Origin of the sequence: Streptomyces avidinii (genome assembly GCF_014650695.1) — a bacterium.
Taxonomy (GTDB): Bacteria; Actinomycetota; Actinomycetes; order Streptomycetales; family Streptomycetaceae; genus Streptomyces; species Streptomyces avidinii.
In genome coordinates this window covers 407,075-420,051 of record NZ_BMVL01000005.1, presented here as the reverse complement: position 1 = coordinate 420,051, position 12,977 = coordinate 407,075, and the positions used below count along the sequence as shown (strand labels likewise).

Here is a 12,977-nt window from a genome sequence, read left to right as displayed (position 1 = left end):
GATGCGCGGTACGTGGCGGCAGCGGACAGTGGAGGCGGCGCCTTCGGCAGACCGGGAGGACCCACGTGACGGACGACGGCCCGACGCCCTACCCGACGCCCCACCCGACGGCTTCGCCTTTCATGACGGAGGCGGCCTTCCGTTCCCTCCACGCCGAGCTGCTCCGGCGGGCACCCACCGGAGCGGAGCACCGGCACGGAGCCCTCGCCCATCTGACCCCCGAGCGCGTGGTCGCGGCCGCGGCCGAAGTGCGTCTGGGGCGCACTGTGTCGCTGGCCGCCCCCATCGAGACGCAGCCGGGTCCGGACGATCCGCAGCCCGCCGTCTACCGTCTGACCGCCCCGACCGGGCCGGAGAGCGGAACCCCCGGTGTGCATTTCGCCCTGGACCGGTTCGCCATGAACGTGCACGGGGACGCCCACAGCCATCTCGATGCGCTGTGCCACGTCGTGTTCGACGGAGAGCTGCACGGCGGCGTCCCGGAGAGCCGACTGGCGGCGGGCGGTGCCCGTCGGATCACCCTCGACCTGGTGCGCGACGGGATCGTGGGCCCCGGGGTCCTGCTGGACGTCCCGCGGCTGCGCGCGGTCTCCTGGCTGGAGCCCGGGGACTTCGTGACCGTCGAGGAGCTCGCGGCGGCCGAGGAGGCCCAGGGCGTCCGGATCGGTCCGGGCGACCTGCTGCTCGTACGGGTCGGTCACCGCCGTCGGCGCCGGGAGACCGGCGCGTGGGACGCTGCGCACGCCCGAGCGGGGCTGCATCCGGCGTGCATGCGGCTGCTGGCCGAGCGGCAGGTTGCCCTCCTCGGCTCGGACGGCAACAACGACACGGCCCCGAGCCCGGTGGCCGGCGTCCCCTTCCCCGTGCACGTCCTGGCCCTGCACGCCCTGGGCATGCACCTCCTGGACTACCTGGACCTGGACGAACTGGCCCACGCGTGCGCGGAGCTCGGGCGCTGGCGGTTCCTGTGCACGGTGGCACCGCTGCGGCTGCCGGGCGCCACCGGTTCCCCGGTGAACCCGATCGCCGTGCTGTGACCGGCGTGCGCATCCCCGGGTGCCGCACCGGCGGGGGGCGTATACGTTCGGAGGGGGACCCTGCCGCGACAGGCCCACCGGGCGGCGGCACCGCAAGCCGAGGACGGTGACCGGTTGAACGACGCTTCGCACTACGACGTCATCGTCATCGGAACGGGGGCCGGCGGCGGCACGCTCGCCCACCGGCTCGCCCCGTCGGGAAAGCGGGTGCTGATCCTGGAGCGCGGTGGCTTCCTGCCGCGCGAACGCGACAACTGGGACTCCACCGCGGTGTTCGTCAAGGGGAAGTACCGCGCGCCCGAGTTCTGGTTCGACCGGCACGGCCGCGAGTTCCCTCCCGAGGTCAACTACTACGTCGGCGGCAACACCAAGTTCTACGGTGCGGCTCTGTTCCGGCTGCGTTCGGAGGACTTCGGCGAACTGCGCCACCACGACGGGATCTCGCCCGCCTGGCCGATCCGCTACGAGGACCTGGAGCCGTACTACACCCAGGCGGAGCACCTCTACCGGGTGCACGGCCGGCACGGCGAGGACCCCACGGAGGGTCCGGCGAGTGCCCAGTACGCCCACCCGCCGGTGGAACACGAGCCACGGATCCAGCAGTTGAGCGACGATCTGGAGAAGCAGGGCCTGCACCCCTTCCACCTGCCCATCGGGGTGGATCTGGACCAGGACGCGGCCGGCCGGGCGACCCCGTCCAGCGTCTGCATCCGCTGCAACCGGGTCGACGGCTTCCCGTGCCTGGTGCGCGGCAAGTCCGACGCCCAGGTGATCTGCGTGGAGCCGGCGCTGCTGCACCCGGGCGTCGAACTGGTCACCCACGCCCACGTGCTGCGGCTCGAGACCGACCCTACGGGGCGCACGGTCAGCTCGGTCGTCGCCCGCCTGGCCGACGGCGAGGAGTCCCGGTTCTCCGCCGACCTGGTCGTCGTGGCCTGCGGCGCGGTCAACTCGGCCGCGCTGCTGCTCGCCTCGGCGAACGACCGGCACCCGCGCGGCCTCGCGAACGGTTCGGACGTGGTCGGGCGGTTCTACATGCGTCACAACAACCTGGCTCTGATGGCCGTCTCCAGGGAACCGAACAACACGCAGTTCCAGAAGACCCTCGCCCTGCACGACTGGTACCTGGGCGCCGACGACTGGGACTACCCCCTCGGCGGGATCCAGATGCTCGGCAAGTCGGACGCCGAGCAGATCCACGGCGAGGCCCCGCGCTGGGCCGGGGCGGTGACCCCCGACATGCCGTTCGAGGTCATGGCCCACCATGCGGTGGACTTCTGGCTGTGTGGGGAGGACCTGCCGCTGCACGACAACCGCGTCACCCTGGACGGCGACGGGCGCATCCACCTCGCGCTCGACGAGTCCCACAACACGGCCGGGCTCAAGCGGCTGCGGCACAAACTCCAGAGCATGCTGGGCCGCCTCGGCATGCACGAGCACCACCTGCTGGACCACAGCCTCTACCTGCACAAGGGCATGCCGATCGGTGCCACCGCGCACCAGGCCGGCACCGTACGGTTCGGAACCGACCCGGCGTCGTCCGCCCTGGACCTCAACTGCAAGGCGCACGAGCTGGACAACCTGTACGTGGTCGACACGAGCTTCTTCCCGAGCATCGGCGCGGTCAACCCCTCCCTGACGGCCATCGCGAACGCCCTGCGGGTCGGCGACCACCTCCTTGAGCGGTTGAGCTGACCCCGCGACGGGACACCGCCGACCGGGCGAAGATCCTGGGCCGGGTGGCGCAACACGGATTCCGGTGAGCCGCCACGCCCCCGGCCCGGTGATTGGGTGACGCCGGACCCGCCAGGGGTGCCGTCATCCCGACGGCGCGGGGTGGCGGTGCGAAGGAGGCAGTCCGTCGTGAGTTCCACCGAAGGCGCACCCCGGGGTGTGATCCCCCCACACCTGCTCCGGGGCCAGAAGGCACTGGTGACGGGTGCGAACTCCGGGATCGGCAAAGCCACGGCGATCGGCATGGGCCGGGCCGGGGCGGACGTGGTCGTGAACTACGTGTCCGGGCGGGAGGAGGCCGAGAAGGTCGTCGAGGAGATCGCCTCCTTCGGGGTGCGCGCGGTGGCGTACGAGGCGGACGTGTCCGACGAGGACCAGGTCGTGGCCATGACGAACCGCATGGTCGAGGAGTTCGGGACCATCGACATCCTCGTCGCCAACGCCGGCCTGCAACGGGACTCCGCCTTCACCGAGATGACGCTCGCCCAGTGGCAGAAGGTCATCGACGTCAACCTGACCGGGCAGTTCCTGTGCGCCCGCGAGGCGACGAAGGAGTTCCTCCGGCGCGGGGTCGTCCCGGAGGTCTCCAGCTCCGCCGGAAAGATCATCTGCATGAGCTCGGTGCACCAGATCATCCCGTGGGCGGGACACGTGAACTACGCCTCCTCCAAGGGCGGTGTGCAGATGATGATGGAGACCCTGGCCCAGGAGCTCGCCCCGCAGAAGATCCGCGTGAACGCGATCGCCCCCGGCGCGATCCGGACGCCCATCAACCGCAGCGCCTGGGACACCGAGCAGGCCGAGCAGGACCTGCTCAAGCTGATCCCGTACGGCCGCGTCGGCGACCCGGCGGACATCGCCCACGCGGCCGTCGGCCTCGCTTCCGACCTCATGGACTACGTCGTGGGCACCACGCTGTACGTCGACGGCGGAATGACCCTCTTCCCCGGCTTCGCCACCGGCGGCTGACCCTCCGTCCGCTTCGGCCCCGGGAAGGGACGCATGCACACGACGCTCCACCTGCTCGCTGAGGCACCGCCTCAGATGCTGCCGGCCCGATCGCTCATGGCCTTCACCCTCGCCTCGCACATCATCCTGGTGCCCATGGGCGTGGCGCTGCCGCTGATCACTCTGATCATGCACGGCTACGGGCTGCGGCGCGGCGATGCGACCGCCCTGCTGCTGGCGCGCCGCTGGTCGGCGGTCATGGCGGTGCAGTTCGCCATCGGCGTCGTCACGGGCACCGTCCTGTCCTTCGAGTTCGGCCTGCTGTGGCCGGGCCTGATGGGCCGGTGGGGCGACGTGTTCGGGATCGGCTTCGGCGTCGAGGCCTGGGCCTTCTTCCTGGAGGCCGTCCTCATCGCCATCTACCTCTACGGGTGGCGCCGGCTGCCGGCCCGTACCCACTTCCTGCTCGGGCTGCCCCTGCCGGCGACGGCCCTGCTGGGTGCCTTCGGCATCCTGGCCGCCAACTCCTGGATGAACACCCCGCAGGGCTTCTCCCTCGACTCCGAGGGCAACCCCGTCGACGTGGACGTCCGCAAGGCGATCTTCACGCCGATGTTCGGGCCGCAGTACTGGCACTTCGTCGTGGCCATGCTGCTCACCGCCGGATTCGTGGTGGCCGGTGTCTACGCCGTCGGCTGGCTGCGCGGGCGCCGCGACCGCTACCACCGCCTCGGCTTCACCGTTCCGTTCACGGTCGCGGCCGTGTTCACTCCCGTCCAGTTCTTCCTGGGCGACTCCATCGCCCGGGCGGTGTTCCAGAAGCAGCCGGTGAAGTTCGCGGCGATGGAGATCGTCTGGAACACCGACACGCACGTTCCGGAGTACCTCTTCGGCCGCCTCCACCCCGACGGGACGGTCTCCGGCGGCATCGCCATCCCGCAACTCGACTCCATCCTGGCCGGCTTCAGCCCCGACACCGAGGTGCGCGGGCTGGCCTCCGTGGCGGCGGCCGACCGGCCCAACGCGACCCAGGCCACCATCACCCACTGGGCCTTCGACATCATGGTCGGCATCGGCACGGTGCTCCTGCTGCTCGTCGTCTGGTACGCGTTCGTCTGGTGGCGCCGCCGCCGGCTGCCCGCCTCGCCGTGGTTCTACCGCAGCGCCGCCTGCGCCGGCGTGGCCAGCGTCATCGCCGTCGAGTGCGGCTGGATCACCACCGAGGTGGGCCGCCAGCCATGGATCGTCTACGAGAACATGCGGGTCGCCGATGCCGTGACCGGGGCCCGCTCGAGTTCCTTGTGGACCATGTTCGGGGTGGTCGTCCTCGTGTACGTGCTCATCTTCGGCTCCTTCCTGGCCGTGCTCCTGAAGATGCGCACCCGATGGCGCCTGGACGACGAACGAAGCCTTGGGGCGGGCACGATGGCGACACCGGAGACCGACACCCCCTATGGGCCCCGCGCCGCCGTCGCGGCCGGCGACGCCCCCGCCCCCGCTGCGGGGAACGGCGACGGCACGGCACCGACCGAGGACGGCCGGCCGTGACCGCCGCCGGCGTGGTCGCCGCCGTCCTGCTCCTCGCGGTGGCCGCCTACACCTGTGCCGGCGGTACCGACTACGGCGCGGGGTTCTGGGACCTGACGGCGGGCGGCGCGGAACGCGGGAAGCGCCCCCGGTGGCTCATCGACCACGCCATGGCCCCGGTCTGGGAGGTCAACAACGTCTGGCTGATCTTCGTCCTGATCACCATGTGGACCGGGTTCCCGGTGTTCTTCCAGACCGTGTTCTCCGCGATGTGGCTGCCGCTGGCCCTGGCCGCCATCGGCATCGTGCTGCGGGGTGCCGGCTTCGCGCTGCGCAAGCCCACCCGCAGGCTCGCCGGACGGCGCGTCTACGGCGCCGTGTTCGCGGTCTCCTCGCTCCTCACCCCGTTCTTCCTCGGTGCCGCGGTGGGCGGGATCGCCTCGGGGCGCGTGGCACCGGGCACCGAGCCGTCGGCGCACGCCTGGTTCAACCCGACCTCCGTCTTCTTCGGTCTGCTGGCCGTCGTCGGCACGGCGCTGCTGGGGGCGGTGTTCCTGGCCGCGGACGCCGTCCGCTACGAAGCCCCCGACCTGCACGCCTACTTCCGGCGGCGGGCCCTGACCGCCCTCGCCGCCTTCGCCGTGCTGGGAGCGGTCACGCTGACCGTCGCCCACGGCGACGCACCCCATCTGTGGCACGGCCTCACGCACGGCGCCGGGCTCTTCTTCGTCATCGTGGCCGTGGTGTCCACCCTCGTGACGGCAGGGCTGCTGCTGCGCACCTCCGGGGCTTGGTCCCGGCCGGCGGCCGTCGGCGTCATGGCCTCGGCCGTGATCGCGTGGGGCGTGGCGCAGCGCCCGTACCTCATCCCCGGCCGGCTGACGGTGGCCGAGGCGGCGGGGGCACCCAGCACTCTGCACTGGCTGCTCGTCGTGACCGTCGTGGCCGCGGTCCTGGTCTTCCCCGCCGTGGCCTTCCTGTACCGGCTCGACACCCGCGGCGAACTGGAACCCCTAGCCGACGCGGACCTGCGCCGGGGCGGGCCGGAACGCGAGGGCTGACGGGCCGCCGGGTCCCGGAGCCGGCGGCGGATCGCCGAAGCACCGCACGGCACGGCACGGCACGCGCAGAATGGAGCCTTCGCCAGCCACTGCCCGCCGTTTCGAAAGCGACTGCCGTGAATCGTCTTCCCGCGGACCCGACCGTCCTCCACCCGTTTCCGGACCAGCCGCGCGTGGTGCTGCTGAAGCCGCTGCTGAAGTCACCGCTGATCGAGGCCGGGGAGTACTCGTACTACGACGACCCGGAGGACCCGACCGCGTTCGAGACCAGGAACGTCCTCTACCACTACGGGCCGGAGCGGCTGGTCATCGGGAAGTTCTGCGCGCTGGGCACCGGGGTCCGGTTCATCATGAACGGGGCCAACCACCGCATGGACGGCCCCTCCACGTTCCCCTTCCCCATCATGGGCGGCTCCTGGGCCGAGCACTTCGACCTGCTCACCGGCCTTCCCTCCAGGGGGGACACCGTCGTCGGCAACGACGTCTGGTTCGGCCACAACACGACGGTCATGCCCGGGGTGCGCATCGGGCACGGCGCCGTCATCGCCTCCGGTGCCGTCGTGGTCGACGACGTCCCCGACTACGGCATCGTCGGCGGCAACCCGGCCGGGCTCATCCGTACGCGGCACACCGAACAGGACATCGTCCGCCTGCTCTCGATCGCCTGGTGGGACTGGCCGACGGCCCACCTCACCGAACACATTCGGACCGTCATGTCGGGCACGATCGACGACCTGGAGAAGGCCGCACCCCGAGCGTGACCGGACGGGCGTACCGGACGGCTCCGGGGTCGTCATCCACCCGGCCCACGGCGCCGCCGGCCCTGCAACTACGGCGCGGAGCCGCGGTTCAGGGCCGCGTCGAGGGTGATCGCCGCGTCGATGAGGGCGAGGTGGGTGAACGCCTGCGGGAAGTTGCCCAGTTGGCGTCCGGTGAGGTCGATCTCCTCGGAGTACAGGCCGAGGTGGTTGGCGTAGCCCAGCATCTTCTCCAGGACGAGCCTGGCCTGGTCGATCCGTCCGGCCCGGGCGAGTGCGTCGACGTACATGAAGGTGCACAGGGAGAAGGTGCCCTCGGAGCCGCGCAGGCCGTCCGGCGACGCCTCCGGGTTGTAGCGGTACACCAGGCTGTCGCTGACGAGTTCCTGCTCCATCGCGTCGAGGGTGGAGGACCACATCGGGTCCTGGGGAGTGAGGAAGCCGACGGTGGGCATGCGCAGGAGCGAGGAGTCCAGGACCCCGCTGCCGTAGTGCTGGACGAACGCGCCGCGCTCCTGGCTCCATCCCTTCGCCATGACCTGTTGGAAGATCCGGTCCCGGGCGGCGCTCCAGTGCTGTGCCGGGGCGGGGCGGCCGCTGAAGTCGGCGAGCCGCAGCGCACGGTCGAACGCCACCCAGGACATCACGCGGCCGTAGGTGAAGTCCTGGGCCCCGCCACGGGTCTCCCACAGGCCCTCGTCGGCCGAGTCCCAGTGGTCCGCCAGCCACTCCAGCACGCGGATCAGGCCGGTCCATCCGCGGTACCCGAGGTGGATGCCGTGTCCCTGCGCGAACGAGATGCTGTCCAGCGCCTCGCCGTAGATGTCCATCTGGAGCTGGGTGGCCGCTCCGTTCCCGATGCGGACGGGCGCCGAGCCTTCGTAGCCCTCCCAGTGGTCCAGGGTCTCCTCCTTCAGGTCGGAGGAGCCGTCGACCGCGTACATGATGTTCAGCGGCCCGGTGTCCCCCTCATCGCCCGCCCGTTCCTCGATCCGGTCGCCGAGCCACCCGATGAACGCCCTCGCCTCCTCCGTGAACCCCATGCCGAGCAGGGCGTACACGGAGAACGAGGCGTCCCGGATCCACGTGTAGCGGTAGTCCCAGTTGCGCTCGCCGCCGAGCTGCTCGGGCAGGCCGGTGGTGGGGGCGGCGACCACGGCGCCGGTGGGGGCGTAGGTCATCAGCTTCAGGGTCACGGCGGAGCGCTCCACCGCCTCGCGCCAGCGGCCGGTGTAGCGGGAGGTGCTCAGCCAGGACCGCCAGAAGCCGATGGTGGCGTGGAAGATCTCCTCGTACTCGGCGAGGCGGATCTGCCGGGGCGGGCCGTCGGCGGCGGACTCCAGCATCAGCCCGCGCTGCTGCCCTGCCTGCAGGTTCAGGGTGAGACGCAGGTCGTGGTCACCCGTGAGGAGGCGGCCCAGTCGCTCGTCGTCCGGTTCCCGGATGGGGTGCACGGTCAGGGTCGTGCCGTCGGCGGTGAACACCGCCCCGTTCTCGGTGGTGTGCAGTTCGTGCGATTTGCGCCCGTAGTCGAACCGGGGCGCGATGTCGACTTCGAAGGTCATGCTGCCGCGCACGCAGCGGACCATGCGGACCAGCCGGTGCCGGTCGGTGACCGTGGTGCCGGTCAGCGGCATGAAGTCGATCACCTCGCCGGCGCCGGCCTCGGTCATGAAGCGGGTCACCAGGACCGCGGTGTCGGGCAGGTACAACTGTTTGGTCGCGTACGTCGTGTGGGCCGGGCGGACCGTGCAATGGCCACCCTTGCCCTTGTCCAGAAGGGCTCCGAACACGCTGGGCGAATCGAAACGCGGGCAGCAGAACCAGTCGACCGTTCCGTCGGAGGTCACCAGCGCCGCGGTCTGCAGATCACCTATCAGGCCGTGGTTCTCGATCAGCGGGTACTCGTCCATCAGGGCGTCCCTTCCGGCATGCGTCGCCGCCCGGATCTCGGCCCCCCGAACCAGCGTATGCCGGGCCCGCGGTACCGTCCCGCCGAGCCGTGGCCGGGCCCGCGTCGTACGACGTACGACGCGGGCCGTACTGCCGAGCGGCCGGCCGGCGCGGAGGGCTTCAGCCGTCGCTTCCGAGACCGCGGTCGGGGGCGCTCATGTCCCCCGTCGCGGGAATCCCGTCGGCCAGCCCGTAGCGCAGGTACACGGTGCCTTTCGGTCCGGCCACCGGCGGCGCGAGGAGCGTGACGTTGGTGGGTACCGCGCCGTCCTCGAACACCTTCTTCCCGACGCCGAGCACGATCGGGTGCAGCCAGAGGTCGATACGGTCGAAGAGCTTCTCGCGCAGGAGGGTCTGCACGAGGTTCAGGCTCCCGACGACCTTCACGTTCCGGTGCCGTTCACGGATCTCACGGACCGCGCCGGCGAGGTCCGGGCCGAGCTGCGTGGACCCGGCCCACGAGAGGTCGGGCCTGCCGCGGGAAGCCACGTACTTCGGGACGCTGTTGTAGAGCGTGGCGATCTCGCCGTCCTCGCCGCCCTTCTGGTGGGGCCAGTAGGCCGCGAAGATGTCGTACGTCCGCCGGCCGAGCAGGAGGGCGTCCGTGCCCTCGTACGCGGCACCGACCTGGGCCCCGGCGACCTCGTCCAGCAGGGGCGCCTGCCAGCCGCCGAACGGGAACCCCGCGGGGTCCTCGTCGGGACCGCCGGGCGCCTGCCCGACGAGGTCGAGGGTCGCGAACAGTTCGAGGTGGATGTGGCCCATGGCGTACTCCCGGTGAGTCGGTTGTCTCCGTCATAGGGATAGACCTGCGGGCGCCCCCGGACTCATCGCCGCGACGGGGCCGGATCACGGACTACGCCGGTCGGAGGTGCGGTGCGGCCTCGCCGGCGGTGTAGGAGGAGGTGAAGGTGAACGCACGCGGGGACGGGCCGTGCGCCCGCAGCTCCGCCAGCCGTTCCAGGGACTCACCGACGGTCGGGAGGTGCCCGGCGGGTACCCACCAGAGGACCAGGTGCGCCTCGACGTGCCGCTCGAACCAGTCGCGGCGCTGCCGCATCACCTCCAGGTGCCCGCTGCGGTAGGCGAAGTCCCACAGCGCCTCCTGGGTCTCCCACACCGAAAGGTTGACGATGACGCGCTCACCCGCCGGGCGCAGGCCGGTGGCGTCGCCGGCGCCCTCCTCCACGAGCCGCCAGACGAAGCCGGGCGCGGCGTCGGCGGCGGCGTTGACCGGATCGAGCATCTCGACGAACGGCGCCGTGCGCGGATCGTCGAGGGGGTGACGGAGCGTGGCGACGTTGAGCTGGGCGAGGTGGTGGGTGGCATGCGGGGATGCGGTCATGGCCTCATCCCAGCACGGCGCCGTTTTCTATGTCAATCATTTTTGTTTTTAGAAGCCTCCACCACCACGCAGCACTCCCCCGGCCGGGCGTCCATGCGGGCCCGGACGGGACCGTCCGCACCGAGCAGCCCCTCCAGCAGCGCGAGATTCATGCCGCAGACGAGCGGCGGGAAGCGTTCGGCCACGGCATGGAAGGGGCAGTTGCGCATCCGGACGACGCGCGCGGCGGCCTCCCCCTCGGCGTCCTGGACATCCTTGCCGCCTTCCAGGTGCGGCTCGTAGCCGCGGGCGGCCAGCACCTCCATGGCCTCCGCGAGGCCACCACAGGGGGCCGCAGAGCCGCGCAGGGCCTCGCCCCGGCGGCGTGCGGACGCGCACAGCACCGCGTCCAGCCCGACCTCCTCGGCCGCCTCCGCGAGCAGCTCGGCGGCGGTCCGGTAGTCGCGCGCGGGCAGCGACACCGACCGCTCGGCCCGCGCTCGCGTGTACACCTTGGCCGGGCGGCCGGCCCCCGGACCCGAGCGACCCGTCAGACGGCGACTGCCGCTCTCCAGCAGCCCGGCCTGAACCAGTTTGTCCAGATGGTGCGCGGCGAGCGTGCGCGCCACCCCGGCCGCCTCGGCGGCTTCGTTGCGGCCGACCTCACGGCCCTGTGCCGCCACGTACTCGTACAGGCGCCGCCGCACCGGATCCTGCAGCGCCGCGATCGCATCGATGTCCTTCACGCGACCATTCTAGGAACAACGCAGATTGGAAATAGAATGGCGGAACCCCTCACGGCCGCTCGGCGGCGCTCACGCCGATGCCGGAACGTCGATTTCGGCGAGCAGGCCGTGGATCCGCTGCTCGATCACGAGCCCACCCGCCCGGACCACCTCTGCCGCGGGTGCACGTGGCCGGGGCTACCAACGCATGCGGACGTCCTCGGCCCAGCCCAGCAGCCGGTCCACCACGATCCGCTCGCCGTCGTCCGTGCGGATCGAGCCCGTGTAGTGGCCGAAGCACTGATCGGTGCGGTTGGCGAGGAGGCCGATGTCGGTGCGGGTGGACCGGTTGTGGAACGGCGTGAACACCAGGTCCACCCCCGCCGGTTCAGGGCTGCGGATCGACCACGGTGCCAGGTGGTCGCCGCGGGACCAGTGCCACTGGAGCTCCTGGCCGATCTTGCTGATCCGGCCGTCCACGCACACCGCGTTCTCCGTCGCGCCGGTGCCGCGCGTCCAGCGGCCGCCGAACTGCAGCCCGACGGTGCGGCCGTCCGTGCGGCCGGAGGCAGCGCCCCAGTTCCAGGCGACCGAGCGGGGCCACCGGCCCCGTCCGTGGTCGAGGGTGCCCCAGGCACCCTCGCCGAACGCCAGCACGTCGCCGCCGATGCGCACCGTGCCGGACGCGGGCCGGGCCGTGTGCTTGGAGGTGTACTGGAAGCGGCGTTCGTCCCAGGGCACCACCACCGAGAGGGTCTCGTGCCCGGCGGGCATCCCGACGAGCAGGTCCACCTCCAACGGGAGGCCCTGCGGACCCCTGCAGCGCGCCCGCAGGCGGGTGGCGGAGCCCTCGCCGCGGATCTCGATCCGTATCCGGCCCCCGGCCGGGGCGGTCCGACCACAAGTGACGCAGACCCCGGTTCCGGAGCTCCGGCGACGGTGTCGGGGAGGCGGACGCCGAATCCGCCGGGCACGAGCGCGGTGCGCTCGAACTCCCGCACCTCAGCACCGAATTCCAGAACGTAGATCGAGTTCAGGGCCAGGTAGTCGAGGTCGCTCACGGTCAGTGCCACCAGGTGGGTCGGCGTGGTCACGCACCAGTACTCCCACCGCTTCGTCCGCCCCCAACCGGATATCCGACTGCGGTGCAGCGGCCGGCGCGACCAGCCGATCGCGCCCGGGTCGATCCTTCCGTCGGCGCGGCACAGGTCGACGGGAGCGGTGATCTCGCGTTCGTGCGTGGCCATGGCCGGACCCTACAGGGCGTCGGCGCACGCTTCGACGCCGTTCGCGAACGCCGTTGTCAGTGGCCCCTCGTAGCGTTTTCCACATGACGCGAACCGCACACACCTTCGCCTATGCAGGATCCTCCGTGCTGACCGGCCCCGGTGCGAACCGCACCCTCGGGCGGTCCTGAGCCGTGGACGGGCCGGGCGGGATCTCTCCCGGCGCGGCTCAGGGCAGCAGGACGGCCTTGTCGCGGTTGCGGCGGGCCTCCAGGTCGGCGTGGGCCTGCGCGTCTTCCGCCAGCGGATAGGTGCGCCAGACCGGCACCGAGAGCTTCCCCTCGGCCGCCAGCCCCACCAGCTCCGGCAGGCCGTCCCCGGTCCGGTCGCCGCTTCCGGTGCTGAAGCGCACGCCGTGCTGCGCCGCCGCCATGTCGGCGATGGTCAGGACGCGTGCGCTGTCACCGGTCAGCTCGACGGATTCTGCCGGCACGCCGGCGCCGGAGGTGTCGAGGACGAAGTCCACCCCCTGAGGGGTGGCGGCCTTCACCCGCTCCGGCCAGCCGTCGCCGTAACGGACGGCCGTGGCTCCCAGCGCGGTCACCCGTTCGATGTCGTGCTCGGCGGCCGTTCCGACGACGGTGATGCCCCGGGCCACGGCCAACTGCGCGGCGACCGTGCCCA

Annotated in this window: 12 protein-coding genes and 1 pseudogene; 6 read left to right on the top strand and 7 right to left on the bottom strand. The window is 71.5% G+C overall.

Annotated elements, in window-relative coordinates; all coding sequences use genetic code 11:
• The first annotated feature begins 122 nt into the window (after positions 1-122).
• The 6 genes from IE257_RS15625 to IE257_RS15600 all read left to right on the top strand — a co-directional run bounded on the left by IE257_RS15625 (position 123) and on the right by IE257_RS15600 (position 7,068).
• The gene (locus IE257_RS15625; RefSeq protein ID WP_189969246.1) at positions 123-1,037 is read left to right on the top strand and encodes a cyclase family protein; all 915 of its coding nucleotides are present in this window, start codon (positions 123-125) and stop codon (positions 1,035-1,037) included.
• A 114-nt stretch (positions 1,038-1,151) separates the two neighbouring features.
• Entirely contained in the window at positions 1,152-2,732 is a 1,581-nt protein-coding gene (locus tag IE257_RS15620; protein WP_189968938.1) for a GMC oxidoreductase, read from the top strand.
• Between the two features lie 168 nt (positions 2,733-2,900).
• Positions 2,901-3,740, top strand: a complete 840-nt coding sequence (locus tag IE257_RS15615; RefSeq protein ID WP_229920383.1) for an SDR family oxidoreductase — start codon at positions 2,901-2,903, stop codon at positions 3,738-3,740.
• Between the two features lie 33 nt (positions 3,741-3,773).
• Entirely contained in the window at positions 3,774-5,267 is a 1,494-nt protein-coding gene (locus IE257_RS15610) for a cytochrome ubiquinol oxidase subunit I (protein WP_189968936.1), read from the top strand.
• Positions 5,264-6,307 carry a cytochrome d ubiquinol oxidase subunit II gene (locus IE257_RS15605; RefSeq protein ID WP_189968934.1) on the top strand — a complete coding sequence of 348 codons (1,044 nt, stop codon included), beginning with the start codon at positions 5,264-5,266 and terminating at the stop codon, positions 6,305-6,307. The genes IE257_RS15610 and IE257_RS15605 overlap by 4 nt, the downstream gene beginning before the upstream one ends.
• Before the next feature lie 116 nt (positions 6,308-6,423).
• Entirely contained in the window at positions 6,424-7,068 is a 645-nt protein-coding gene (locus tag IE257_RS15600) for a CatB-related O-acetyltransferase (RefSeq protein WP_189968932.1), read from the top strand.
• A gap of 68 nt (positions 7,069-7,136) precedes the next feature.
• Here the strand turns inward: IE257_RS15600 and IE257_RS15595 are convergent, their stop codons facing one another.
• From IE257_RS15595 to IE257_RS38270, 7 genes and pseudogenes are all read right to left on the bottom strand, one after another.
• Positions 7,137-8,978 (bottom strand): glycoside hydrolase family 15 protein, encoded by a 1,842-nt coding sequence (locus IE257_RS15595; protein WP_189968930.1) that lies wholly within the window; start codon positions 8,976-8,978, stop codon positions 7,137-7,139.
• A gap of 160 nt (positions 8,979-9,138) precedes the next feature.
• Positions 9,139-9,783: a dihydrofolate reductase family protein gene (locus tag IE257_RS15590; protein WP_189968929.1), complete on the bottom strand. Its 645-nt coding sequence runs from the start codon at positions 9,781-9,783 to the stop codon at positions 9,139-9,141.
• 91 nt (positions 9,784-9,874) lie between these two features.
• A complete protein-coding gene (locus IE257_RS15585; protein WP_189968927.1) occupies positions 9,875-10,363 on the bottom strand; it encodes a DUF3291 domain-containing protein in 489 nt (162 codons plus the stop codon).
• A gap of 32 nt (positions 10,364-10,395) precedes the next feature.
• Complete coding sequence (locus IE257_RS15580) at positions 10,396-11,088, bottom strand: helix-turn-helix transcriptional regulator (RefSeq protein ID WP_189968925.1); 693 nt, start codon at positions 11,086-11,088, stop codon at positions 10,396-10,398.
• A gap of 177 nt (positions 11,089-11,265) precedes the next feature.
• Complete coding sequence (locus tag IE257_RS39415; protein ID WP_268251410.1) at positions 11,266-11,928, bottom strand: DUF2804 domain-containing protein; 663 nt, start codon at positions 11,926-11,928, stop codon at positions 11,266-11,268.
• Between the two features lie 128 nt (positions 11,929-12,056).
• Positions 12,057-12,314: pseudogene (locus tag IE257_RS39410) on the bottom strand (DUF2804 family protein); the annotation flags it as partial.
• A gap of 208 nt (positions 12,315-12,522) precedes the next feature.
• On the bottom strand, positions 12,523-12,977 hold a 455-nt coding region (locus IE257_RS38270), incomplete at its 5' end, for a zinc-binding dehydrogenase (protein WP_229920382.1).